We start from the raw sequence: 22,674 nt of genomic DNA on the forward strand, positions 1-22,674 counted from the left end.
ATCTACACCCTAGAGTTCGTCGGCAGCGTCAGATGTGTATAAGAGCCAGCGCATCCTGCCCAACGCACACGCCGCGCCTGGTCCCAGCGCGAGCCCCAAGAGCTTCGCGGGCGCCCATGTGCTCCCGCATGGCGGCCGGCTGCTCTCCGCCCCGGACGCAGCGGAGGGACGCGGCTCTCGAGTCACCCTGTCCATGCCCCTGGCGCCCTCGCCGGCCAAGCCGCTTCTGGCGAGCCCCGGGGGTGGAAAGTCGGGCCGCCCCCCCGCGCGCAAGGATGTCGAGGACACCGAGCCCCGGGATTCGGCCCAGATTCGCGTGGGCCGCTACCACATCCTGGATACCCTGGGCGCGGGCGGCATGGGCGCTGTCTACAGCGCCTATGACCCGGAGCTGCACCGGCGCGTGGCCATCAAGCTGCTGCACCCGGACGCCAACCCGGCGGCGCGCTCGGACGGCTCGTCCCGGCTGCTTCGCGAAGCCCAGGCGATGGCGCGCCTGTCTCACCCGAACGTGGTCTCCGTCTACGACGCGGGCACGTTCGCGGGGCGCGTCTTCATCGCCATGGAGCGGGTGGACGGCCTGTCCCTGCGCCACTGGCTCCGCGCCGAGCACCGGACCTGGCGAGAGGTGCTCGACATCTTCCGCCAGGCGGGCCGAGGGCTCGCCGCCGCACATGCCGCTGGACTGGTCCACCGGGACTTCAAGCCCGCCAACGTCCTGGTCAGCAAGGACGGCCGGGCGCAGGTGACGGACTTCGGGCTGGCCCGCACCACCGCGGACCTCGACGCGGCCGAGGCGGGCCGGGGCACCACGCCCGCGCTGCCGCGCCTCGCCCCGGAAGACCTGCTCCAGACGGCGCTCACCGAGGCCGGGCTCGTCATGGGCACGCCCGCGTACATGCCACCCGAGCAGCACGAAGATGGGCGCATCGACGCGCGCGGGGACCAGTTCAGCTTCTGCGCGTCCCTCTACGAAGCCCTCTACGGACAGCTTCCCTTCAACGGCAAGCGCCCGGAGGATTACTTGGAGGAAGCCCGCGCCGGCCGCGTGCGCCCACCGCCTCGGGGCAGCCGCGTCCCCACGTGGGTGCTGCGCGCCGTGACGCGGGGCCTGTCCCCGGCTCCCGAAGCGCGCTTCCCGTCCATGGGCGTGCTGTTGGATGCACTGGGCGCGGACCCGCTGGCGGCCTGGCGCCGCCGTGGCGCGGTGGCCGCCGCGTCCATGCTGCTCAACAGCGTGGTCGCCGTCACCTGGCTCCTGGTGGGCTCGCAGCGGGACGGCCCGTGTCCGGATGCCGAGGCCCGGCTCACCGGCGTCTGGGACACGGCACGCCGGGCGGAAATCCAGAAGGCCTTCGCCGCCACGGGCAAGGTCCACGCCTCCGCCGCCTTCGAACGCGTGGCGACGACCCTGGATGGCTTCGCGCGCGATTGGACGCGCATGCACCGCGAGGCCTGCGAGGCCACCCGGGTTCAGGGCCACCAGTCGGACCACGAGCTCGCGCTGCGCATGGCGTGCCTGGACCGGCGCCACTCGGCCCTGGTGGCATTGACGGGCGTGCTCGCGCAGACGGATGCGGAGGCGTTGAACGCCGCACCGGACGCGGCCCAGCGACTGCCTCCCATCGCCGCCTGCGCGGACGTGGACGCGCTCTGGCGGGGCCTGTCGGAGCCCGAGGGGCAGCGGCAGCAGGTGGAGGCCCTGCGCGCCCGGGTGGACCGGGCCACGGCCCTGGTGGACGCCGGCCGCTACCCCCAGGCGCAGGAAGAAGCGAAGGCGGTGCTGTCCGAGGCGCGGCAGCTCGGCTACGGGCCGGTGCTGGCGGAGGCGCTGGAGCTGGAGGGCCGGCTCGGGCTCGTCGCGGGGGATGACGCTCGCGCCGCCGCGGCCCTGCGGGAATCCCTCTTCACCGCGCAGGCGCACCGTCATGACCACCTGGCGGCGCGCGCGTCGGCGCGGTTGGTGACCGCCGTCTCCTCCGACCCCACCCTGGAGTCCTGGACGGTGGAGCAGGCGCGCGCGTCCATCCAACGCGCGGGCGGTGCCTCCGAATTGGAGGCCTTGCTCCAGACGAGCCTGGGCCGCAACGCCTTCCTCCGAGGCCAGTACGCCCAGGCAGTGGAGGCCTTTGGCCGCTCCGCCACGCTGCGCGAGCAAGAGCTGGGTCCCGAGCACCTGCTCACGTTGGAGTCGCTCCGCAACCAGGCCGCGGCCCTGTCCCGCACGCCCGAGACGGAGCGCGCCATGGGCCTGCTGCACCGCGTGCTGGAGACGACGGAGCGCGTGCTCGGTCCGGACCATCCTCAGACGGCCATGGCGGCCAACGCCATGGGCTACCACCTGGTCATCGTCCGCCGCTTCGAGGAAGCCCTCCCCTACCTCCAGCGCGCCATCCACCTGGAGGAGCAGTCGCTGGGGCACGACAGCGCCACGCTGAGCTATCCGCTCAACAACCTGGCCGAGGCCCTGGAAGCGCTCGGCCGCAACGCAGAGGCCCGCCCCCTGCGCGAGCGCGCGCTCGCGGTGGACCTGAAGGCCTACGGCCCCGAGCATCCGGAGACCGCCACCGACCTGGCCCTGCTCGGCGCGCTGGCCCTGCGCGAGGGAAAGCCGCGCGACGCCATGGACTACGCCCGCCGGAGCATCGCGGCCTACGAGGCCTTCCAGAAGGACCACCTGGACACGGCCGCTCCGCTCACCACGCTGGGCCTGGCCCTGCACGCCCTGGGCAAGAGCCACGAGGCCCGTGCCATGCTGGAGCGCGCCTTGGCGCTTCGCACCGCCCATCCGGGCCCGGCCGAGGACCTCGCGAGCACCCGCTTCGCCCTGGCCCAAACGCTGGTGAAGCAGGACGGGCCCCGCGCCCGGGGGCTGGCCAACCAGGCCCTGCACTTCTACGCAGCCGAAGAGCCCACCTACGCCATGGAGGCCAGCTCCGTGCGCAACTGGCTCCAGGACCTCCGGCGCCGGAGGCGCTGAGCAACAGCCAGGGCCCACATCCACCGAAATCACGCCCCTCCGCACACATCCTCAAGCGGGAACGCGACAACTCCAGGGAGCCGTCCAACCGCATCTGATGAAGTCACCCCGAGGGCCGCCAGACAGGCGGACGCGGCTCACGTCCATTCTCGGGGGCTTCCGTCACTTTCCACCGCTAGACTTCGCCCAATGCTTCACGTCATTCCCCTGGGCGGCCTGGGCGAAATCGGCCTCAACTCCATGGTCATCGCCTGCCGTGGGGAGATGCTGCTCATCGACGCCGGGCTGATGTTCCCCTCCGCGGGGATGCCCGGCGTGGACATCATCATTCCGGACTTCAGCCACCTGAAGCAGAACGCCGCGCAGCTCAAGGGCGTGCTGCTCACCCATGGCCACGAAGACCACCTGGGCGCCCTGCCCTACCTGCTCAACGAGGTGCCCGTCCCCGTCTACGGCACGCGCTTCACACTGGCCATGGCGCGCCACCGGCTGGAGGAGCTGGGCATCGAGGCGGACCTGCGCGAAATCGAGCCGCGCGAGCCCTTCCCCGTGGGCACGGCGTTCCGCGTGGAGGCCAGCCGCGTCACCCACACCGTGCCGGACGCGGTGGGCTACATCCTGCGCACGCCCGAAGGCACCCTCATCCACACCGGCGACTTCAAGCTGGACCCGGACCCCATCGACGGGCTGCGCACGGACCTGGAGCGCTGGGGCGAGGCCGGCGAGGAAGGCGTGCTGTGCCTCCTCTCCGACTCCACCAACTCCGAGGTGACGGAGGAGACAGGCAGCGAGCGCGTGGTGGAGCAGACCTTCGAGCGCCTCTTCCAGGGCGCCACCGGCCGCATCATCGTCGCCCTCTTCTCCTCCAACCTCCACCGGGTGCGGCACCTGCTGGCGCTGGCGGAGCGGCTGGGACGCAAGGTGGCCCTGCAGGGCCGCAGCATGCTGCGCAACGTGGAGATGGCGCGGGAGATGGGCTACCTGGACGTGCCCGACTCGCTCTTCGTCCACCTGGACTCGGTGCCGGCGCTGCCCGCGCAGCGGGTGCTGGTGCTGACCACCGGCGCCCAGGGCGAGCCCCGGGCCGGGCTGTCCCAGCTCGCGTCGGGGGACGGCCCCGTGCGGCTGAATCCCGGCGACCTGGTGGTGCTCAGCTCGCGGGCCATCCCCGGCAACGAGCGCTCCGTGGGCGCGCTCATCGACGCGCTCCAGTGGCGCGGGGCGAAAGTCGCCTACGCCCAGGTGGAGCCGGGCATCCACGTCTCCGGCCACGCCAGCCAGCCCCAGCAGCGGCGCGTGCTGGACCTGGTGCGCCCGGCCCACTTCATCCCCGTCCACGGCGAGGGCCGCCATCTGCACAAGCACCTGCTCACCGCGCGCGAGGCCGGGCTGGAGCCCGCCCAGTGCCTGCTGGCACAGGACGGCGACGTCGTCACCTTCGAGGAAGGCCGGGGGCGCTTCACCGGCAGCGTCCCGTCCGGACGCATCCTCAAGGACCGGTTCGGCCCCGGCCTGGTGACGCCGGACACGCTCCAGGAGCGCGTCCGGCTGTCGGAGACGGGCATGGTGGCCGCGGTGGTGGTCCTCCAGCGGGGCTCCCAGCAACTGGTGGCGGGGCCACAGCTGTCCGGCCAGGGGCTGTCCGTGGACGAACAGGTCCTGCTCCCCCGGGTGGCCCAGGACGCGCGAGTGCTCTTCGAGGAACTGTCCCCCATCCTGCGGGGCGATGACGCCCTGGTGAGAGAGGAACTCACCCGGGCCGTGCGCCGGGCATTCAAGGCGCACACGTCCAAGCGTGCCCTGGTGGTGCCCTTGGTCGTCCGGGTGTAGGTATGGTAAGGGCCGCTGCCCATGCCATCCTTCGACGTCGTCTCGAAAATCGACCTCGCTGAGCTCGACAACGCGGTCAACCAGACCAAGAAGGAGCTCAGCACGCGGTACGACTTCCAGGGCACCCATGCCGACGTGGTGTTGGCCCCGGACAATACCGCCATCACCGTGAAGGCCAACAGCGAAGACCGCGTCCAGGCCGCCAAGGAAGTCCTCCTGACGAAGCTGGCCAAGCGGAACATCAGCCTGTTCGCCTTGGAGTACGGCGACATCGAGAAGACGGGCCTTCACAACGTGAAGCAGGTCATCAAGCTCCAGCAGGGCATCCCGGTGGAGAAGTCCAAGGAGCTGGTGAAGCTGCTGAAGGACTCGAAGATGAAGGTCCAGGGCTCCATCCAGGCCGACCAGCTTCGCGTCACGGGCAAGAACCGGGACGACCTCCAGGCGGCCATCGCCCTGTTCCGCAAGGAGCAGGACCGGCTGAAGCTGGACATGCAGTTCATCAACTTCCGCGATTGAAGAGGCCCATGCGCGCTGCCGCCCTGTCCTTCTGCCTCCTGTTCTGCGCCCCGGGCGTTGCGTCTGCCCAGGCGGACCGTCCTTCCAAGCCGGTTCCCTCCCTCGCCAAGCCCCCGCGCATCCAGGGTGGGCTCAAGGCCTTCGCGTCGCCGATGGTGCTCAAGCCCGTCGCCGTGGAGGGCGCCACCGCCTCGTTCACCGCCAAGGTGGGCGCGCGCAAGGACACGCTCTACGTCGGCGTGGAAGCCACCGACGACCAGCTCCAGGCCGGCGATCTGCTCACCCTGTCCCTCTACTTCCCGGGCACCGGTCCCACCGCCGCCGGCTACACGTGGCGCTTCGCCTTCGATGGCAAGCGTGCGTCCGGGGCGGAGAGCGGCACGCCGCAGTTCGCGCAGGACCTGGTGACGGCCGCCGTGCAGCGCCAGGGCAACACGCTGCTGCTGATGGCGTCGGTGCCGGTGCGCGCCTTCCCCCGCTTTCCCGCCGTGGACCCGCTGGTGATGGACCTGTGCCTCACCTACGAGGACCGGGACAGTGCGGACGGCAAGGCCACGTCCATCTCCAACTGCCAGAGCGGCACCATGGTGGGTGACGCGCTGCGCCTGCCGGACGAGCCTCGAAAGGGCCTCAAGCTGAAGCTGCCGGAGAACGTCACCTCGCTCGAGCCCAAGGAGGACGGGCTGCTGGGCTGGGACTACATGAGCTACCCGGCCTGGGCCCAGGCGGATGACGAGCTGGCCCCTGCCTCGCTGCGCCGCCTGGTGGCGCCGGACGCCGTCGTTCCCTCGTCCGTGGACCTGAACGTGCCGGATACGCTCACCCTGGAGGACGGCGGTCGCGTCGTCACGGTGGTGACCGGGAAGAATCCGTATGCCGTCGCCGGTCAATGTGACGCCGATGACGAGCTGCGGTTGGGCCTCTACCTGGTGACCGGGAAGACAGCGCAACGGGTGCTCGAGTGGCCGGCCGCTACCTGCGCGCTGGGGCGCACGTCGTCGGTGGAACTGGAAGAAGAGGGCGTGCTGTCCATCCGTTACTCGAACGGCACGTCCATGAACTTCGCCTGGAGTGGGACCCACTTCTCGCGAACCGAACTCGGAAAGCGGTAGACGCAGTGGAAACCACCACCCCCAAGAGCCTGTACATGATGACCCTCGGCTGCCCGAAGAACCGGGTGGACTCCGAGGTGATGCTGGGCACGCTGCGCCACCGCGGCTACACGCTGGTGCAGGAGGCGTCCGACGCCCAGGTCATCGTCGTCAACACGTGCGCCTTCATCGGTCCCGCCAAGCAGGAGTCGGTGGACTCCATCCTGGAGATGGCCGAGCTGAAGAAGTCCGGCGCCTGCAAGACGCTGGTGGTGACGGGCTGCTTGTCCCAGCGCTACGGCGAGGAGCTGTCGAAAGAGATGCCGGAGGTCGACCACTTCCTGGGCACCAGCGCCTACGCCCAGATTGGTGACCTGCTGGCCGCCGAGGCCTCGCCGCGTCAGGTGATTCCGGACCCGGACTACATCCACGACGCCAATACGCCGCGCATCAACTCGATGCCGAAGTACACGGCGTACCTCAAGATTTCCGAGGGCTGCGACAACGCCTGTGCCTTCTGCATCATCCCCACCCTGCGCGGCGGGCAGCGCTCGCGGCCCATCGACGACATCGTCGCCGAGGCGAAGCAGTTGGCGGACAGCGGCGTGCAGGAGCTGAACCTCGTCGCGCAGGATTTGACGGCCTACGGGCATGACCTGCCGGGCCGGCCGAAGCTGCATGATTTGCTCAAGGCGCTGGTGCAGGTGGACGTGAAGTGGATTCGCCTCCACTACGCCTACCCGCGCATCTTCCCGGACGAGCTCATCGAGGTGATGGCCTCGGAGCCGAAGATTGCCCGCTACCTGGACATGCCCGTGCAGCACGTCAGCGACAAGCTGCTGCTGTCCATGAAGCGCGGCCGCAACTCGGAGTTCCTCAAGGGCCTGCTGACCAAGCTGCGGGAGCGCGTGCCCGGCCTGGTGATGCGCACCTCGCTCATCGTCGGCCTGCCGGGTGAGACGGAAGAGGACTTCGAGATGCTGAAGGAGTTCGTGAAGACGCAGCGCTTCGAGCGCCTGGGCGTCTTCCAGTACTCCGACGAAGAGGGCACCGCCGCCTACGACCTGCCGGACAAGGTGCCGCAGAAGCTCATCGAGCGCCGCTGGCGCGAGGTCATGGCCATCCAGAAGCGCATCAACCGCGAGCAGAACAAGAAGCTCGTGGGCAAGCGCCTGGAGGTGCTCGTGGAAGGCCCCGCGCCGGAGACGGAGCACCTGCTGGTGGGCCGCCACCAGGGCCAGGCGCCGGACATCGACGGCATGGTCTACATCAACGACGGCCTAGCGTACCCGGGGGAGATTGTCACCGTGGAGGTGACGGAAGCCCACGACTACGACCTGGTCGCCCGCGTGGTGGAGCGCCCGGACCCGAAGCAGCGCGAGCACACCGCGCGCGACGCGCACCCGGCGCCGCTGCCGGTGGCGGCGATGCAGCGTCCGGCCCCTCGCGCGGAGTAGGCGCGAAGGCCCCGGACGCCGCGGGAGCCCTCAGCGCGAGGGCTCCTCCAGCACCAGGGTGCGTCCCGGGCTGACGGCGCGCAGGCGCTCGCGCAGCTTCTCCCGGTCCGCCTTCGCCGACTTCGGCGTCGCCGCCAGTTTCTCGTGGAGCTCGCGCGCCGTGGCGTCGTACCAGACCTCGCGCACGGGCCCACTTTCGGCCATGTGCCGCGCAACCCCCGCGAGCAACCGGCAGCAGTCCTCCCAGCCCGCGTCCTGCTGAGGGCCGCCCTGCTCCCGAGTGAAGGCGATAGCGTCATCCAGCGTCTTCCCGTCCTGCAGGTAGACGTTGATGAGCGCCCGGGCCGCGCGGTTCCCCGCGTCCCGCATGTTGAGCCACAGGAACCACGCCTTGCCCTCAGGCGCGGGCGACTCCACCGCGTAGATTTCGGTGATGGGCGCGGGCGTGCCGTCCGGGCCGAGGCCCACGAGCCCCGCCTCGGGCGACACCAGCAGCACGAACGCGTCCGCGGGCAGCTTCAGCGTCTGCGCCAGCACCGTCCCCGGCGTCTCCTTCACCAGGCGCCGGGCCAGGTCCGCCGCCACCTCGTAGCGCTGCCGGCCTCGTTCCTCGTGCACCACCAGGTGCCAGTCACGCAGCACGGCCTGGAGGTTGGTGTGAGCCCACTGCTGGCGGAACTCGAAGGTGTCCACGCCCTTGCGCCGGCAGATGTCGTCCAGCGTGGAGCGAAGCGCATTCAGCATCTCCTCGTCCTTCAACATGTCGACGTAGTGCGTGTGGCCCACGCGCTCCGCGACGCGTTCGATGACGGCCAGCAATCCGAAGCGGATGGCGCCACTTGCGTCCTGCACGGACAACCGGCCGCGCTCCACTTCCTTGGAGAGGGCGTCGTACATCCGCGAGACGCCCTCCTTTTCCAGGTAGCGGCGGGCCAACTCGATGGAGCGGCGCTGTTCGGTGTACTGACGGTCGAACTCGGTGGGAGACGGGCGCATGTGCGCCAGAGGAGAGCGCAGCACCCCCGCCCCTGTCCAGGCAACGCTAACGGGGGTCTTCCGGCTCCAACTCCCGCTCCCCTGGCGGGGGCTCACGCGAGGAAGCGCCTCGCGCCGGCATGGCCACGCCCTCACCCAGCGGCGTGGGCTGGCACTCACACACGGTGCGGCGAGAGGCGGTCTCCGTGACGAAGGCACAGGCCGTGGGGCACTCGGGCTGGCGGCCTTCCTCGAACAGGCTCAGCGTGAAGTCTCGCGCGGTGGACAGCGCCGCATGGCAGGCAGGCAGCGCCTGCGCCAGGGAGCGCCAGGGCACGCGGTGCTGCGTCGTCAGGCCCCTGCTGGTGGAGGGGAAGCTCAGCCCCACGCCACAGCCGCTCACCAGCTTCTGCCCGTCCGGCCCCAGCGGCTCCAGGTGAAGCCGCCCTCCTTCTGGCAGGTCCCGGTACACGGCGCCGCTGATCGAGACGCTGCCATCCGGCTCGCGCCGCACATGCAGGCCGTAGCAAGCCTCCTCACGGAAGGAGCCATCGGGCGCGGCGCAATGGCTGGTGGCGGAGCCTTCTGACGGCCGGACGCGGGGGCGCCGCAGCACCAGGACCCCGCCCTTTGCGTCCAGCGTCGCAGTGAAGCGGCCCCAGACATCCGGCCCCAGGCGGCCCAGGCTGCTCGGCGAATCCCAACGCCCAGCGGCCTCCACCACCAGCGGGTGGACACCCAGTCCCTCGGCCACCTCCACTGCGTCCAGCACGAAGGTTCGCGGCGGCAGGTTGGCCGCCGTTTCGAGCGGCTGAAGCCCCTGTGCCTCGGCGAGCCGCACGGACACCCGCGAGAAGGGCTCGCGCGAGCCAAGGACGAAGGGCCCCGTGAGCTCCGCTCCGCCCTGCGTCATCCGCGCGGCCAGCAAGGGCCAATCGCCCAGCGGCTCGCGGCTGAGCTCCACCACGTGCACCTCACGCGAGGCCTCCGTGGCCGCCGCTTCCACGACGTAGTCCGCGCGCGGGCGAGAGGTGGTGAAGGTCACTTCCCGCCGCAGTGGGTCCACGGTGAGCGCATAGAACTCCAGGACATCCGCGCCCAGCGTCACGGCGCAGACCTTCTCACCGGACAAACCCGCGGTGCGCACAGGCGACCGCACCGGACCCACCGAGAAGGCGGGCAAAGGCACCACGGGCCAGGAGCGGAAACCTCCCGCGGGCTCGGGCGCGCGGATGGTGCCTTCGGGGGCGGGAAGCGCTCCGTCGAAGCAGCCTCGCGACACGAGCGAGAGTGGCCGAGCCACGTCCAACACCACCGGCACGGGCCGCGTCCCCAGTTTGCCCGCCACGGTGAGCCGCAGCGCGGGTGATGCCAGCAGCGGCAGCGTCTGACCGTGGAAGCCTTGCGGACGCTCGGCGCTGGCGGCCGGTTCCCGATGGCACCCGGTCCCGACCAGCCCCATCCACCCCATCAGCAGAAACGCGCGACGCACGCTTCGCAGGTTACTGCTTCTTCGCCTTCGTGAAGTCATCCACGCGAGTGTCGTCCGGCACATCCAGCTTGAAGCTGTCCGCGTCGAGGCCCACGTTCGTCTTCAGGTTGAGGAAGGAGATGGTGTTCTCGCTGCCGTCCGGGTCCACCACCGTGCTCTTGAGCACCTGGGCCGTGGATGGATCCACCTCCAGGCGCACCTGGCGGAAGCGCGGCTCGTTCTTCAGCGGATCCAACACCAGCAGCGTGCCCTTGCAGTCCTTGCAGGCGCCCTTGGTGATGTTGAACTCGTCCGCGAGCTTTCCCTGGCCGAAGAGGAACGTCACCGACGCGGAGAGCTGGCTGGTGTCCACGTTGGCCACGGTGAGGCTCTGGGCCGCCGGGTCGTACGCGTACACCTTGTTGCCCGCCAGCACGAAGGTGCGCGGCGAGGGCTTCAGGTACTCCCAACGCATCAGGCCGGGCTTCTTGTACGTGACGGTGCCTTCGGACGTCTGCGTGCGCCGGAAGGTCTTGTACTTGTAGTCCTGGCGGAAGCCCGCGCGGAAGTCACCGGTCTTCTCGTAGAAGGCCTGCATCCGGTCCACCAGGGACTTCACTTCCGGCGTCATGGGCTTCGCGGCGGCGGGGGCCGCGGGCGCGGCGGCCTGGACCGTCGGCGCGGGCTTCACCGGGGTGGCGGCAGGGGTGGCAGGGGCGGACAGGAGCGTAGCGAGCAGGGCTTCGAAGAACATGGCGTACCTCCATCTAAACCATCCCGACGGGGCCTGAGCCCCAGCATTCACGGGGCCTTCTTGAACAGGCGCTTCCTCTGTTTGATGGCCAGCACGTAGAAGCGCTCGCGCAGGGCCTGGGCATCCTCGGGAGACAGGTCCCCCGACTGGCCCAGGTGCTCGTCCCGCCAGGCAATCGCCCGGCTGATGCAGGCGGACGCCGCGGCGGAGATGTTCAGGCTCTGGCTGAAACCCTTCATGGGGACCCAGAACGTGCCGTCCACGCCGGCCAGCACGTCCTCGCTCACGCCGCGCCGCTCGTTGCCGAACACCAGCGCCATCTTCCCGTCGAAGCGCAGGGTGTAGAGGCTGGTGGCCCCCTCCTGAATGGCGGAGGCATACAGCGAGAAGCCACGGGACTTCAGGTGCTCGCGGCACTCGGCGAACGTCCTGTACAGCTTCACGTCCAGCCACTTGTCGCAGCCCTGGGCCACCCTCGAGTTGGGGACGAAGGGCGCTTCCGGGTTGATGATGATGTGGACTTCCTGAACGCCCATGGACTCGCAGGTGCGCAGCACCGCGGCCATGTTGAAGCTGTCCTCCAGCCGGTCCAGGACCACCGTGAAGTTGCGCGTCCGGTGACTGACGACGCGATCAATCTTCTCCTTGCGCACGTCGAGCAGGAACTGCTCCGGCTCGAACTGCTCCCGCTCATAGCGCTCGTAGCGCGCACCACCACCCGACATGGACTCAGCTCCTCCCGCCGCCCGACTTGCGCGCCGGAGCGCGCTTCGTGGCCGCGGATGCCTTCTTCGCGGCGGCCTTGCCCGACGAGCCGCTCTTGCGCGCGGATGCCTTCTTCACGGCGGACTTCTTCGCGGGCGCGGTGCCCGACTTGCGAGCTGGGGCCTTCTTCGCCGCGGCCTTCTTCACGGGCGCGGTGCCCGACTTGCGAGCCGGGGCCTTCTTCGCCGCAGCAGTGCCTGCCTTGCGCGCTGCGGACGTCTTCGCCACTGCACCCGCCTTCCGCGCCGGAGCCTTCTTCGTCACGGCCTTCTTCGCAGCCGCAGACTTCTTCGTCGCAGACTTCGTCGCCGCAGCTGCGCCCGCATTGCGAGCCAGAGCCTTCTTCTCCGCGGCCTTCGTCTTGGCCTTCCCCGCCCGAGCCGCCTTGGCGGGAATCTCCACGTGGAGCTTCTCGGTGCGCCCCGTGAACAGCACCTCCGCCACGGAGTCCATCAGCGGCTGCATGCCCTCGCCGGTGGCGCAGGACACGGGATACACACGGATGCCGCGTTCACGCAGCGCCTCCGTGAAGCCCTCCAGCCGGGCCTGCGCGTCGGGCAGATCCAACTTGTTGGCCGCCACCACCTGCGGCTTGGACGCCAGCTCCGGGCTGTACTTGCCCAGCTCCGCGTTGAGCACGTCGAAGTCGTGCAGCGGCGCGCGGCCCTCGCCCTCCGCCCCCATGTCGATGAGGTGGATCAGCACCTTGCACCGCTCCACGTGGCGCAGGAACTGGTGCCCCAGGCCCACGCCCTCGCTGGCGCCCTCGATGATGCCGGGGATGTCCGCCATCACGAAGGACAGGCCGTCCTTGTACTGGACCATGCCCAGGTTGGGGACCAGCGTGGTGAAGGGATAGTCGGCGACCTTCGGCCGCGCCCGGCTCACGCGGGAGATGAACGTGCTCTTGCCCGCGTTGGGGAAGCCCAGCAGGCCCACGTCCGCCAGCAGCTTCAGCTCCAGCCGGAGCGTCAACTCCTCGCCCTTCGTCCCATCCTGGGCGAAGCGCGGCGTCTGCCGGGTGGAAGTGGCGAAGTTCATGTTGCCCAGGCCGCCCCGTCCGCCCTTCGCCGCCACCCAGCGCTGGCCGGCCTCGCTGAGGTCCACCAGCAGCTCTCCGGTGTTGGCATCCTTCACCAGCGTGCCCACGGGCACCTTGAGCACCATGTCCTCGGCGGCGCGACCGTTACAGTCGCTGCCCATGCCGTGCTCGCCATTCCTGGCGCGGTGGTGCTGCTGGTAGCGGTAGTCGAGCAGCGTGGTGAGCTGCGGATCCGCCACGAAGACGACGGAGCCGCCGTTACCGCCGTCCCCGCCATTGGGGCCACCGCGCTCGATGTACTTCTCCCGCCGGAACGAGACGGCGCCGTTGCCGCCATCCCCCGCCTTCACGAAGATGCGGACCTCGTCGACGAACTTCATCTGGGACTCCTGGATAAACAAAAAGCGGGCCGCCCTCGCATCCCGCTGCCGGAAGGGCGCGTGGACTGGAGAAGCGACCCGCTCGTGGGTGCCGCACGGTTGCCGGCCTCAAAGGCCAGCCAGCCGTCAGGCGCTCGCCTGCTCAGCGGCGGCCGGGTAGACCGAAACCTTCTTCCGGTCGCGGCCCAGGCGCTCGTACTTCACCACGCCGTCCACCACCGAGTAGAGGGTGAAGTCGCGGCCGAGCTTCACGTTGGCGCCGGCGTGGATGACCGTGCCCACCTGGCGAACGAGGATGCTGCCCGCCGACACCGTCTCACCGCCGTACACCTTCACGCCACGATACTGCGGGTTGGAATCGCGACCGTTGCGCGAAGAACCCTGTCCTTTTTTATGAGCCATGACACCGTGCTCCTGAAGTTTGAGGTAAAACCGCCCGGACTAGCCGGCGATGGAGGTGACCTTCACCTCGGTGTACGGCTGACGGTGACCGCGGCGGCGGGTCCAGCCCTCCTTCTCCTTCCGGAAGTGGAGGACGCGGCGGTGCTTGTCCTGCGCCAGGACCTTGCCCACGACCTTCGCGCCAGCGACGGTCGGCTGGCCCACCTTCGGGCTCTCCGAACCACCGACCAGCAGAATCTCCGTGAAGGTCACTTCGGCCCCGACGTCGCCCGCGATCTTCTCGATCCGGACCACATCGCCCTCGGCGACGCGGTACTGCTTCCCGCCCGTGCGAATCACTGCGTACATCGTCAAACCCCTGTCATCTGTCGGGTTGGGTCAACCCGTGGAATCGACCGCGCATTTCGGACGGGTGGACCATCCAATCGCGCCAAAGGCGGCGGGATTTACGGGAGATACCCTGGGGAGTCAAGGTGGTTGAAGGATCAGACGGCCACTCCCCGGCTGTTTACCCACCCCCTGGGTCAATGCTAACTCAGCACCCGGGCTTTCGGCCGCCCTTTCGCGCGCCAGCCCGACAACCTCGTCCAAAGGGGGACTACCATGAAGAAGCTCCTGATCGGCCTCATCGCCAGCAGCGCCCTTGCCTTCGGCACCGGCTGTGGCGGTGGCGATGATGACCTTTGCGAAGACCTGCACAACAGCAGCAACGAGGTCGACAAAAAGGGCCGTGCCTGTGGAGTTACTGGGCTATCGGACAATGAGCTGGACGCCGCCATCCAGCAATGCAAGCGCGGCCTCGATAAGTGCACCGATAGCGACAAGGAAAAGATAGAGGGAGCCATCAAGTGCCTGGACAGGGTCAACACCTGCTCCGAGGGCAACGAGATGCAGTACTTTGGTGAGCTGTTCGGCTGCGCGGCACAAGTCTACGGGCTCAGCCAGGCCTGCCGGACCGCTGTTTCCCTGGAGGACCTGGACGAAGAGCCGTAATTTCAAGTGGCCTTCCATCCAGGAAGTGCTCCTGGGCCCGGCGCCTTCTTCAAGGTGACCGGGCCCTGTCATGTCCGGTCGGCGCCGTCGCCCGCCCGCCCAGCACCCGGCGGAGCCTGCGGTAGCGCTGGAGCATGTCCACCTCCAGCGGCGCGAGCTTCAGCCCTCGTTCGTACTGATCCAGCGCCTGGGAGAGCTGGCCGTCGCGCTCCAGCGCGCCACCAGACTGGAAGTGGCTCCGCGCCGTGCCCATGGCCTGGGGCCTGCGCGCCAGGAACTCGCGCCGCAGGGACTCCAACTGCTCGGCCGTGAGCCCTGCCTCCAGGCACTTCGCCACCCCGCGATGATTGCCGCGCCAGGCATCGTAGAGGGCCCGCTGCACCGTGGCGCCCAAGGCCTCGGCCGCCTCGCGGACGCGGACGCGCAACGCATCCACCTGCGCGCGTTGGGGAGGCGTCAGCGAGTGCTGCTCCAGGGACTCCAGCGAGCGCCAGGCCTCGCGGGTCCGCAGGCGCACCGTGCCCATGTCCGAGTCAGGCTCCAGCGCCAGCACCGCATACGCGTCCCCCGCCGAGCGCTGACGCCAGGCCTCCAGCAAGCGCGCCACGGCCGGGTCTTCCGTGAGCGGCACTTGCGGGACGGCACGTACCGGCTCGCCCTGGAGGAGCGCATCCACGGCGGCCTTGAGCACGGCGGTGGCCTCGACGAACTGGACGCCGAAGCCGGTGGGCATCCCCCAGACGCGCGCTTGCGCGGGCGGAACGACCCGCACCACTTCACACATGACCGACAGGGGCCCGGACGCCAGCTCCAGCACCACGGGCAGCCGCGAACACAACGGCGGCAGTACGCGCCCACCGTGAAGGAACAAGCCGCCCCGGGAGAGGCCACTGCCCCTGAGCCGCACAGGGCTTTCCCCTGGCCGCAGCACGACCTGCACCGGCACTTCCACGAGGGAGGCCCGGGGCACCGCCGGAGCGGCGGGGGCAAGACGCCGCTGGGACGTGCTCGCGAGCGATGAAGGCACATGCCCCGCCCGCGCGTCCACGCCAAGCCGCCCCCGCGACTGGCCTTCGGTGGGCATGTCTGGCGCGACGGGCGCCCGCTCGAGCACCGCGAGTCCTCCGGGACGCGTCTTCCGCGCCGACACGCGCACGTGCTCGGCGAGCGCCACCTGCAACGCGTTCCGGAACGCCGCGATGGAGGCGTATCGGTCCTCGGGCTTCTTGGCCAGGGCGCGCAGGATGACGTGCTCCAACGCGGCGGACACGGCCGGGTACACCGAACTGGGGGGCGGCGGTGGCCTCAGCTGATGGGCCACCAGTTGCGCGGCCAGTCCCTCATCGTTGAAGGGAAGCCGGCCAGTGAGGAGCTGGTAGGCGATGACGCCCAGCGCATACAGGTCCGCGCGGCCATCCACGCCGCGCCCCAGGGACTGCTCGGGGGCCATGTACTCGGGCGTCCCCACGATGATGCCCGCGTGCGTCTGGGGCATGTGCGCGTCCGCCAGCTTGGCGATGCCGAAGTCCAGCACCTTGACGAAGGGCGCGTTGCGCTTGCGCCGGACCAGGAAGATGTTGTCCGGCTTCAGGTCGCGGTGGACGATGCCTCGCGCATGCGCGGCCTGGAGCGCGTCGCACACCTGCGACAGCACCGAGACGACCGCGCCCGCGGCCAGGGGCGTCCCCACCCACGCGGACAACGGAGCCCCATCCAGGAACTCCATGATGAGGTAGGGGCGCGGCGGCGTGGCATCCATGTCGAAGATGCTGACGATGTTCTCGTGGCCGATGAGGTTCACCGCCCGCGCCTCCGCATGGAAGCGCTGGACCAGCTCCGGGTACATCGTCAGGTGCGCGTGCAGCACCTTCACCGCGACCCGGCTGCCAATGGAGACGTGCTCTCCCAGGTAGACGGCCCCCATGCCGCCCCGGCCCAGGCGCCGCACCAGCCGGAAGCTGCCGCACCGGACGCCCACCAGAGGGTCCTGCGCCTCGACCACGGGGGCACACCTGGGATGCGCCGTTCCCCCGGCCCGCACGTCCGCGCGCACCAGCGTCGGACACGAGGCATCCGCCCCATGCCGCCGGCCACACGCCCCACACCCACCACCGCTGCTCACCTCGGGCATCCGCCTCCCCCCAACCTGCCCACCAACATGGACTCCGGGAGCACTGACTTCCACGGGGGATGAGGGCAGATGTCCGCTGGTGCCGCACCCTCGAAGCCATGGTCGCAGAACAGGGTCCTCTGGCGGACGCTGTGCGTGCCGACAATCCATCACGGTGGTTAAAGTGCGGCGCCATGTCGCCAACCCAGCGCCGCATCCCCGTCGTCAACCTGTCCCATTACCGCACGGGCACACCCCAGGAGCGCGCCCGCTTCGTGCAGGTGTTCGGCGACGGCATCAAGGAGTTCGGCTTCGTCACGGTGGAAGGCCACGGCATCGACGACGGCCTCATCCGGCGCACGTACACGGACGTGGAGCGCTTCTTCGCCCTGCCCGAGGCCACCAAGGCCCAGTACGCCCAGGCGGGGCACGGCGGCCAGCGCGGCTACATCGGCTACGGTCAGGAGCACGCGAAGAACCGCCAGGTGGGAGACCTGAAGGAGTTCTGGCACGTGGGCCGCGAGCTCCCACCTGACCACAAGTACCACGCGCTCTATGGCCCCAACGTGTGGCCCACCGAGGTGTCCACCTTCCGCGAGCACACGCTGTCGCTCTTCAACGCGCTGGATGGCGCGGCGGGCGTCATGCTCCAGGCGCTGGCCGAGTACTTCGGCGTGGCGCGCGACACCTTCAGCGGCATGGCCACGGACGGCAACTCCGTGCTGCGGCTCATCCACTACCCGCCGCTGAAGGAGCGCTTCATCCCCGGGGGCGTGCGCGCCGCCGAGCATGAGGACATCAACCTCATCACCCTCCTCTGCGAGGGCACGGCGTCCGGCCTGGAGCTGCTCACCCGCGACGGGGAGTGGCTGCCGGTGGACACACTGCGCGGACAGATTGTCGTCGACTCGGGCGACATGCTCAGCCGCGTGACGAACGAAATCATCCCCGCCACTACGCACCGGGTGGTGAACCCGCGCAGCAAGGAAGAGGACACGGTGCGCTACTCGATGCCCTTCTTCGTCCATCCCTACGCGGACTGCGTGCTCCAGGCGCTGCCCTGCACCCAGACGGCGGACACCCCGGCGCGCCACGCGCCCATCACCGCGGATGCCTTCCTCAAGCAGCGGCTGCGCGAGAATGGCTTGCTGAAGTAACGCACCGTGGACACGGCCACCGACCTCGTCGAACTGTTCGCCCTCCAGCCCCGCGTCTCGCTGGAGGACTACGCCTCTCCGGCGGCCTTCGCCGCGCGACACCGTGCGCTGGCCGCGAAGGTGGATGCCCTGCGCGCCCGGGATGCGTCAGGCCAGCCGCGCTATCCAGCGCTCGCCGTGTGGCCGGAGTCGGTGGGGGCGCCGTTGCTGTTCCTGGGCCACATGCACCGCGTGCGGCAAAGCACCTCACTCCAGGGTGCACTGAAACGCGTGCGCCTCTCCGAGGCCTGGGGGGTGTGGAATGCCTGGAGCGACTTCCGGCCACCGTCGCTGACGGAGTGCATCTACGCCGCGCGAGCGCCCCTCGTGCACCGGACGCTGTGGAACACCTTCTCTGGCATCGCGCGGGATTTCGGCCTGTGGGTGGTGGCGGGCAGTGCGCTGCTGCCCGCCGGCCGCCGGGGGGAGGGCTCGCCGGACTTCGAGCCCTTCAGCGCGCGCACCTACAACACCAGCTACACCTTCTCGCCCGAAGGCAACTGCGTCGCGGCTGCGCGCAAGGCCAACCTGGTGCCCTCCTGGGAAGACGGGCTGCACCTGAGCCCTGGCCGCCCGGAGGACCTGGCCGTGCTCCAGACGCCCTTCGGAAAGCTGGCGACCCTCATCGGTTATGACGGCTTCGCCCAGCCGCATACCCGCGACGAGCCCTGGTTCGCCCCCTGCGCGCAATACCTCGACGCCATGCGAGTGGATGTCCTCGCCCATCCCGCCATCCACGCCGGGCCATGGGCACGCTCTGCCCAAGGCGAGCGCTGGCGACACGAAGGCCTGCCCGCGCAGCTCCGCACGCTCCGGAACGTGCGCTACGTGGTGAGCGCGCAGCAGGTGGGCAGTCTGCTCGGCGGCACCTTCGAAGCCGCCTCACACATCCTGGAGCGCACGGCCTCCGGCGACGTGCGCGTGCTCGCCCAGGCCCAGACGACGCAGGAGGAGGACGTGGTGCACGCCATCGTCCCCACCGCGGCACACGGCACGCCTTAGTCGCCGAGCTTCTTCTTCAGCAGCTCGTTGACCAGGGCGGGGTTGCCCTTGCCCTTCATGGCCCGCATCACCTGGCCCACGAAGAAACCGAACACCTGCTTCTTGCCGGCGCGGTACTTCTCAATCTCCCCCGCGTTCTTCGCGAGGATGTCGTCCACCACCGCCTCGATGGCGCCGGTGTCGCTCACCTGGGCCAGGCCCTTCTCCGCGATGATGTCCGCGGGCGCCTTGCCCGTGCGGAACATCTCCCCGAGCACATCCTTGCCCGCGTTGGCGGACACCATGCCCTGGTCGACAGCGCCCAGCAGCTCCCCCAGCTGTGCTGGCGTGAAGCGCAGCGCGGACAGCGGCGTACCCTCTTCCTTCAGCAGGCGCATCAGCTCTCCGAGGAACCAGTTGGAGAGTTTCTTGTAGTCCTTGTAGTGCCCGGCGCAGGCCTCGAAGTAGTCGGCCAGCGGACGCTCGGCGGTGAGGATGCGGGCGTCATACGCGGGCAGTCCGTACTGGCTGGTGAAGCGCTGGAGCTTCGCGCGCGGCAGCTCTGGCAGCGCCTTCGCCGCGGCGGCGATGGCCTCCGCGCTCACGTGCAGCGGCGGCAGGTCCGGCTCCGGGAAGTACCGGTAGTCGTGCGCCTCCTCCTTGCTGCGCATGGAGCGGGTGACGCCCTTGTTCACGTCCCACAGGCGCGTCTCCTGCACCACCTTGCCACCCGACTCGATGACGTCCACCTGCCGGGCAATCTCGTACTCGATGGCCTGCTTGAGGAAGCGGAACGAGTTGAGGTTCTTCAGCTCGCAGCGCTGGCCAAACGTGGTGGAGCCCTTCGGCATCACCGACACGTTGGCATCGCAGCGGAAGCTCCCCTCCTCCAGGTTGCCGTCGTTGACGCCCAGGTAGACGAGCACGTCCCGCATCGCCTTGAGGTACTCCACCGCCTCGTCCGCGTCGCGCAGGTCCGGCTGGCTGACGATTTCGAGCAGCGGCACCCCCGCGCGGTTGAGGTCCACCAGGCTCTGGCCCCCACCGGCGTCATGCACGCTCTTGCCCGCGTCCTCTTCCATGTGGATGCGGAGGATGCGGATGGCCTTCTCGCCCTGCGGCGTGTCGATGACGAGCCGCCCGTGCTCGCAGATGGGCTGGTCGAACTGCGTAATCTGATAGCCCTTGGGCAGGTCCGGATAGAAGTAGTTCTTCCGACTCCACACGCTCGTCGGGCGGATGGTGCACTCCAGCGCCAGCCCCGTGCGCACGGCGAACTCCGCCACGCGCTGGTTGAGCACCGGCAGCACACCGGGCATGCCCAGGCACACCGGACAGGTGTTGCGGTTGGGCTCGGCGCCGAACGCGGTGGAGCAGCCACAGAAAATCTTGGACTGCGTGAGGAGCTGCGCGTGGACCTCGAGGCCGATGACGGGCTGGAAATCGCTCACGGGCATGGCGGTGTCACCAGGGCGGACGCTCGAGGGCCCTACAGGGGCGCGGAGCGGCGGAAGAAGTCGTGCTCGCGCTCGTAGGCGCGGGCAATGCGCAGCAGGCCAGCCTCGTCGAAGGGCCGCCCCAGAATCTGCAGGCCCACGGGCAAGCCCGCCTTCGTGAAGCCGCAGGGCACCGACAGGCCGGGCAGGCCCGCCAGGTTGCAAGGCAGCGTGTAGATGTCCATGAGGTACATGGACAGCGGGTCCTCGACCTTCTCACCCAGCTTGAAGGCCGGCACCGGCGAGGTGGGCGACAGCAGCGCGTCCACCTGCTGGAAGGCCCGCGTGAAGTCCTCGCGGATGAGCGTGCGAACCTTCTGCGCACGCAGGTAGTGGGCGTCGTAGTAGCCGGAGGACAGCGCGAAGGTCCCCAGCATGATGCGGCGCTTCACCTCCGCGCCGAAGCCCTGCTCCCGCGTCAGCGCGTACACGTCCCGCAGGCTGCGCGCGTCCTTCGCCCGCAGGCCGAAGCGCACGCCATCGTAGCGAGCCAGGTTGCTGGACGCCTCCGCGGGCGCGATGAGGTAGTACGTCGCCAGCGCGTACTTCGTGTGGGGCAGCGACACGTCCACCAGCGTCGCGCCCAGACGCTCGTACTCGCGCAGGGCCTCGCGCACCGCGGCCTCCACCTCCGGGTCCATGCCCTCGGTGAAGTACTCGCGCGGAACGCCCAGCTTCAGGCCCCGCACGCCGGCCTCCAGGTCCGCCGAATAATCCGGCACGGGCGCGTCCGCGGACGTGGCGTCCTGCGCGTCCGGCCGCGCAATCACCTGGAGCAGCGCCGCCGCGTCCGCCACCGTGCGCGTCATGGGGCCCGGCTGGTCCAGCGACGAGGCGAAGGCGATGACGCCAAAGCGCGACACCCGGCCGTAGGTGGGCTTCAGCCCCACGGTGTTGGTGAGCGCCGCGGGCTGGCGGATGGAGCCGCCCGTGTCCGTTCCCAGCGCGCCGAACACCTCGCGCGCGGCCACCGCCGCCGCCGAGCCACCAGACGAGCCGCCCGGCGTGCGCGACACATCCCACGGGTTGTGGCTGGGGAAGAAGGCGCTGGATTCGTTGGATGAGCCCATCGCGAACTCATCCATGTTCAGCTTGCCCACCAGCGGCAGGCCCGCCTCCTTCAGCAGGCGCACCACCGTGGCGTCATAGGGCGGAACGAAGCCCTCCAGGATGCGCGAGCCGGCGGTGGTCTCCACGCCCTCGGTGAGGAAGATGTCCTTGAGCCCCAACGGCACGCCGTCCAGGGCGCTGGCGGGACTGCCCGACTTGCGGCGCGCGTCACTGGCGCGAGCGGCGGCCAGGGCACCGGCTTCATCCACGCGCAAGAAGGCGCGCACCTTCGGGTCCACCTGCTGGATGCGCGCCAGGCTCGCGCGGGTGGCCTCCTCGGAGGAGGCCTCTCCCGCGGCCAGCTTCGCGGCCAGCTCCAGCATCGTGAGGTCCGTGAGCTGCATGGCGTGGAACCTCCGGGGCTACTCGATGATTTTCGGCACGGCGAAGGACGTGTCCGACTTCGCCGGCGCGTTGGCCAGGGACTTCTCTGGCGGCAGGGACGGCCGCGTCACGTCCTCACGCAACCGTGAGGACGTGAGCGTGGCGTGGGAAGTGGGCTCCACGGCCTCCACGTCGAGCGACTGGAGCTGCTCCACCGCGTCCAGCACCGCGGACAGCTGGGTGGTGAAGCGCTGCTCCTCTTCCGGAGTCAGCGACAGCCGCGCCAGTGTGGCCACATGGCGCACCTGCTCGAGCGTGAGCGCCACGGCGGCCTACTTCTTCTTGAAGAGGTTGAGGATGGCCCCCATCACCTTGCCACTGCCCTCGTGGCCGTGCTGGGCGACCAGCTGGTCCAGCTCCCCGGCGTCCAGGAAGATGCCGTGGCAGTTGAAGCAGGTCTCGATTTCGACATTCCCCTGCTTCAGCGTCTGGAGGTCCATGCCGCACTTGGGGCACTTCATCCAGTGGAGCTTCTTGAGCTCCTCGCGCTGCTGCGCCGCGCTCGCCGCGGCCTGCTCCAGAGCCAGCTTGCGCTTCTTCTCAATCTCCTCCCGGGCGAAGTACTCCTCCTCGGTGGATGACGGCTTGTCGGTACGGGCGTCGGCCATGTGATGTTCCTCCACGAAGTCCCGCCGCCGCGCGGCATGCGCGCCCGGGCGGCGATGTTGGGCGGCACCATACCCCCTCTGGGGAGGGGTGCAGCCGAAATGTAGGTTCCCCGTCCTGAGCTGGAAAATT

Annotated in this window: 19 protein-coding genes; 7 read left to right on the forward strand and 12 right to left on the reverse strand. The window is 69.5% G+C overall.

Annotated features, from left to right (window positions below):
* Nucleotides 1-3,169: 3,169 nt before the first annotated feature.
* Genes FMQ63_RS24235 through rimO form a run of 4 tightly spaced genes read left to right on the forward strand, consistent with a single transcriptional unit; the run spans nucleotide 3,170 to nucleotide 7,877 of the window.
* Nucleotides 3,170-4,810, forward strand: coding sequence for a ribonuclease J (locus tag FMQ63_RS24235; protein ID WP_011551595.1), 1,641 nt, complete (start codon nucleotides 3,170-3,172; stop codon nucleotides 4,808-4,810).
* A 21-nt stretch (nucleotides 4,811-4,831) separates the two neighbouring features.
* Nucleotides 4,832-5,329, forward strand: coding sequence for a YajQ family cyclic di-GMP-binding protein (locus FMQ63_RS24240; protein ID WP_011551594.1), 498 nt, complete (start codon nucleotides 4,832-4,834; stop codon nucleotides 5,327-5,329).
* An 8-nt stretch (nucleotides 5,330-5,337) separates the two neighbouring features.
* Entirely contained in the window at nucleotides 5,338-6,441 is a 1,104-nt protein-coding gene (locus tag FMQ63_RS24245; protein WP_026113819.1) for a hypothetical protein, read from the forward strand.
* A gap of 5 nt (nucleotides 6,442-6,446) precedes the next feature.
* Nucleotides 6,447-7,877 carry a 30S ribosomal protein S12 methylthiotransferase RimO gene (gene rimO, locus FMQ63_RS24250; RefSeq protein WP_011551592.1) on the forward strand — a complete coding sequence of 477 codons (1,431 nt, stop codon included), beginning with the start codon at nucleotides 6,447-6,449 and terminating at the stop codon, nucleotides 7,875-7,877.
* A 30-nt stretch (nucleotides 7,878-7,907) separates the two neighbouring features.
* Here rimO and FMQ63_RS24255 read toward each other — a convergent pair whose 3' ends face one another.
* The 7 genes from FMQ63_RS24255 to rplU form a co-directional block, all read right to left on the reverse strand.
* Nucleotides 7,908-8,873, reverse strand: a complete 966-nt coding sequence (locus FMQ63_RS24255; protein WP_216609432.1) for a hypothetical protein — start codon at nucleotides 8,871-8,873, stop codon at nucleotides 7,908-7,910.
* Between the two features lie 46 nt (nucleotides 8,874-8,919).
* Nucleotides 8,920-10,407: a hypothetical protein gene (locus FMQ63_RS24260; RefSeq protein WP_011551590.1), complete on the reverse strand. Its 1,488-nt coding sequence runs from the start codon at nucleotides 10,405-10,407 to the stop codon at nucleotides 8,920-8,922.
* Entirely contained in the window at nucleotides 10,355-11,077 is a 723-nt protein-coding gene (locus tag FMQ63_RS24265; RefSeq protein ID WP_020477744.1) for an outer membrane lipoprotein carrier protein LolA, read from the reverse strand. Before FMQ63_RS24265 ends, FMQ63_RS24260 begins: the two co-directional genes overlap by 53 nt.
* Before the next feature lie 47 nt (nucleotides 11,078-11,124).
* Entirely contained in the window at nucleotides 11,125-11,802 is a 678-nt protein-coding gene (locus FMQ63_RS24270; RefSeq protein ID WP_011551588.1) for an RNA methyltransferase, read from the reverse strand.
* 4 nt (nucleotides 11,803-11,806) lie between these two features.
* The gene (gene obgE, locus FMQ63_RS24275; protein WP_011551587.1) at nucleotides 11,807-13,264 is read right to left on the reverse strand and encodes a GTPase ObgE; all 1,458 of its coding nucleotides are present in this window, start codon (nucleotides 13,262-13,264) and stop codon (nucleotides 11,807-11,809) included.
* Nucleotides 13,265-13,390: 126 nt separating this feature from the next.
* Nucleotides 13,391-13,666 carry a 50S ribosomal protein L27 gene (rpmA, locus tag FMQ63_RS24280; RefSeq protein WP_011551586.1) on the reverse strand — a complete coding sequence of 92 codons (276 nt, stop codon included), beginning with the start codon at nucleotides 13,664-13,666 and terminating at the stop codon, nucleotides 13,391-13,393.
* A 39-nt stretch (nucleotides 13,667-13,705) separates the two neighbouring features.
* Complete coding sequence (gene rplU, locus FMQ63_RS24285) at nucleotides 13,706-14,014, reverse strand: 50S ribosomal protein L21 (protein ID WP_026113820.1); 309 nt, start codon at nucleotides 14,012-14,014, stop codon at nucleotides 13,706-13,708.
* Nucleotides 14,015-14,269: 255 nt separating this feature from the next.
* Here rplU and FMQ63_RS24290 point away from each other — a divergent pair, with 255 nt between their 5' ends.
* Nucleotides 14,270-14,659, forward strand: coding sequence for a hypothetical protein (locus FMQ63_RS24290; protein ID WP_011551584.1), 390 nt, complete (start codon nucleotides 14,270-14,272; stop codon nucleotides 14,657-14,659).
* Nucleotides 14,660-14,708: 49 nt separating this feature from the next.
* Here FMQ63_RS24290 and FMQ63_RS24295 read toward each other — a convergent pair whose 3' ends face one another.
* Nucleotides 14,709-16,790, reverse strand: coding sequence for a serine/threonine-protein kinase (locus FMQ63_RS24295; protein WP_011551583.1), 2,082 nt, complete (start codon nucleotides 16,788-16,790; stop codon nucleotides 14,709-14,711).
* Between the two features lie 173 nt (nucleotides 16,791-16,963).
* Between FMQ63_RS24295 and FMQ63_RS24300 the strand changes: the two genes are divergently transcribed.
* Both FMQ63_RS24300 and FMQ63_RS24305 read left to right on the forward strand, forming a co-directional pair.
* Nucleotides 16,964-17,926 (forward strand): isopenicillin N synthase family oxygenase, encoded by a 963-nt coding sequence (locus FMQ63_RS24300; protein WP_011551582.1) that lies wholly within the window; start codon nucleotides 16,964-16,966, stop codon nucleotides 17,924-17,926.
* A 6-nt stretch (nucleotides 17,927-17,932) separates the two neighbouring features.
* Entirely contained in the window at nucleotides 17,933-18,967 is a 1,035-nt protein-coding gene (locus FMQ63_RS24305; protein WP_011551581.1) for a carbon-nitrogen hydrolase family protein, read from the forward strand.
* Here FMQ63_RS24305 and gatB read toward each other — a convergent pair.
* The 4 genes from gatB to FMQ63_RS24325 are packed head-to-tail and all read right to left on the reverse strand — an operon-like array spanning nucleotide 18,964 to nucleotide 22,544.
* Complete coding sequence (gene gatB, locus FMQ63_RS24310) at nucleotides 18,964-20,403, reverse strand: Asp-tRNA(Asn)/Glu-tRNA(Gln) amidotransferase subunit GatB (RefSeq protein WP_011551580.1); 1,440 nt, start codon at nucleotides 20,401-20,403, stop codon at nucleotides 18,964-18,966. The genes FMQ63_RS24305 and gatB overlap by 4 nt on opposite strands.
* 32 nt (nucleotides 20,404-20,435) lie before the next feature.
* Nucleotides 20,436-21,896, reverse strand: a complete 1,461-nt coding sequence (gatA, locus tag FMQ63_RS24315) for an Asp-tRNA(Asn)/Glu-tRNA(Gln) amidotransferase subunit GatA (protein WP_011551579.1) — start codon at nucleotides 21,894-21,896, stop codon at nucleotides 20,436-20,438.
* A gap of 18 nt (nucleotides 21,897-21,914) precedes the next feature.
* Nucleotides 21,915-22,202 carry an Asp-tRNA(Asn)/Glu-tRNA(Gln) amidotransferase subunit GatC gene (gatC, locus tag FMQ63_RS24320; protein WP_011551578.1) on the reverse strand — a complete coding sequence of 96 codons (288 nt, stop codon included), beginning with the start codon at nucleotides 22,200-22,202 and terminating at the stop codon, nucleotides 21,915-21,917.
* 6 nt (nucleotides 22,203-22,208) lie between these two features.
* A complete protein-coding gene (locus FMQ63_RS24325; RefSeq protein WP_026113821.1) occupies nucleotides 22,209-22,544 on the reverse strand; it encodes a zf-TFIIB domain-containing protein in 336 nt (111 codons plus the stop codon).
* Between the last annotated feature and the right edge of the window lie 130 nt (nucleotides 22,545-22,674).

It is taken from the genome of Myxococcus sp. CA005, assembly GCF_006518205.1.
In the GTDB taxonomy this organism is placed as follows: Bacteria; Myxococcota; Myxococcia; order Myxococcales; family Myxococcaceae; genus Myxococcus; species Myxococcus xanthus.

What these genes read in the sequence shown, in the direction of transcription:
- FMQ63_RS24235 (WP_011551595.1), top strand. Translation starts at nt 3,170, where the DNA reads ATGCTTCACGTCATTCCCCTGGGCGGCCTGGGCGAAATCGGCCTCAAC.
- FMQ63_RS24240 (WP_011551594.1), top strand. Translation starts at nt 4,832, where the DNA reads ATGCCATCCTTCGACGTCGTCTCGAAAATCGACCTCGCTGAGCTCGAC.
- FMQ63_RS24245 (WP_026113819.1), top strand. Translation starts at nt 5,338, where the DNA reads ATGCGCGCTGCCGCCCTGTCCTTCTGCCTCCTGTTCTGCGCCCCGGGC.
- FMQ63_RS24255 (WP_216609432.1), bottom strand. Translation starts at nt 8,873, where the DNA reads ATGCGCCCGTCTCCCACCGAGTTCGACCGTCAGTACACCGAACAGCGC.
- FMQ63_RS24260 (WP_011551590.1), bottom strand. Translation starts at nt 10,407, where the DNA reads ATGTGCCGGACGACACTCGCGTGGATGACTTCACGAAGGCGAAGAAGC.
- FMQ63_RS24265 (WP_020477744.1), bottom strand. Translation starts at nt 11,077, where the DNA reads ATGTTCTTCGAAGCCCTGCTCGCTACGCTCCTGTCCGCCCCTGCCACC.
- FMQ63_RS24270 (WP_011551588.1), bottom strand. Translation starts at nt 11,802, where the DNA reads ATGTCGGGTGGTGGTGCGCGCTACGAGCGCTATGAGCGGGAGCAGTTC.
- obgE (WP_011551587.1), bottom strand. Translation starts at nt 13,264, where the DNA reads ATGAAGTTCGTCGACGAGGTCCGCATCTTCGTGAAGGCGGGGGATGGC.
- rpmA (WP_011551586.1), bottom strand. Translation starts at nt 13,666, where the DNA reads ATGGCTCATAAAAAAGGACAGGGTTCTTCGCGCAACGGTCGCGATTCC.
- rplU (WP_026113820.1), bottom strand. Translation starts at nt 14,014, where the DNA reads ATGTACGCAGTGATTCGCACGGGCGGGAAGCAGTACCGCGTCGCCGAG.
- FMQ63_RS24290 (WP_011551584.1), top strand. Translation starts at nt 14,270, where the DNA reads ATGAAGAAGCTCCTGATCGGCCTCATCGCCAGCAGCGCCCTTGCCTTC.
- FMQ63_RS24295 (WP_011551583.1), bottom strand. Translation starts at nt 16,790, where the DNA reads ATGCCCGAGGTGAGCAGCGGTGGTGGGTGTGGGGCGTGTGGCCGGCGG.
- FMQ63_RS24300 (WP_011551582.1), top strand. Translation starts at nt 16,964, where the DNA reads ATGTCGCCAACCCAGCGCCGCATCCCCGTCGTCAACCTGTCCCATTAC.
- gatB (WP_011551580.1), bottom strand. Translation starts at nt 20,403, where the DNA reads ATGCCCGTGAGCGATTTCCAGCCCGTCATCGGCCTCGAGGTCCACGCG.
- gatA (WP_011551579.1), bottom strand. Translation starts at nt 21,896, where the DNA reads ATGCAGCTCACGGACCTCACGATGCTGGAGCTGGCCGCGAAGCTGGCC.
- FMQ63_RS24325 (WP_026113821.1), bottom strand. Translation starts at nt 22,544, where the DNA reads ATGGCCGACGCCCGTACCGACAAGCCGTCATCCACCGAGGAGGAGTAC.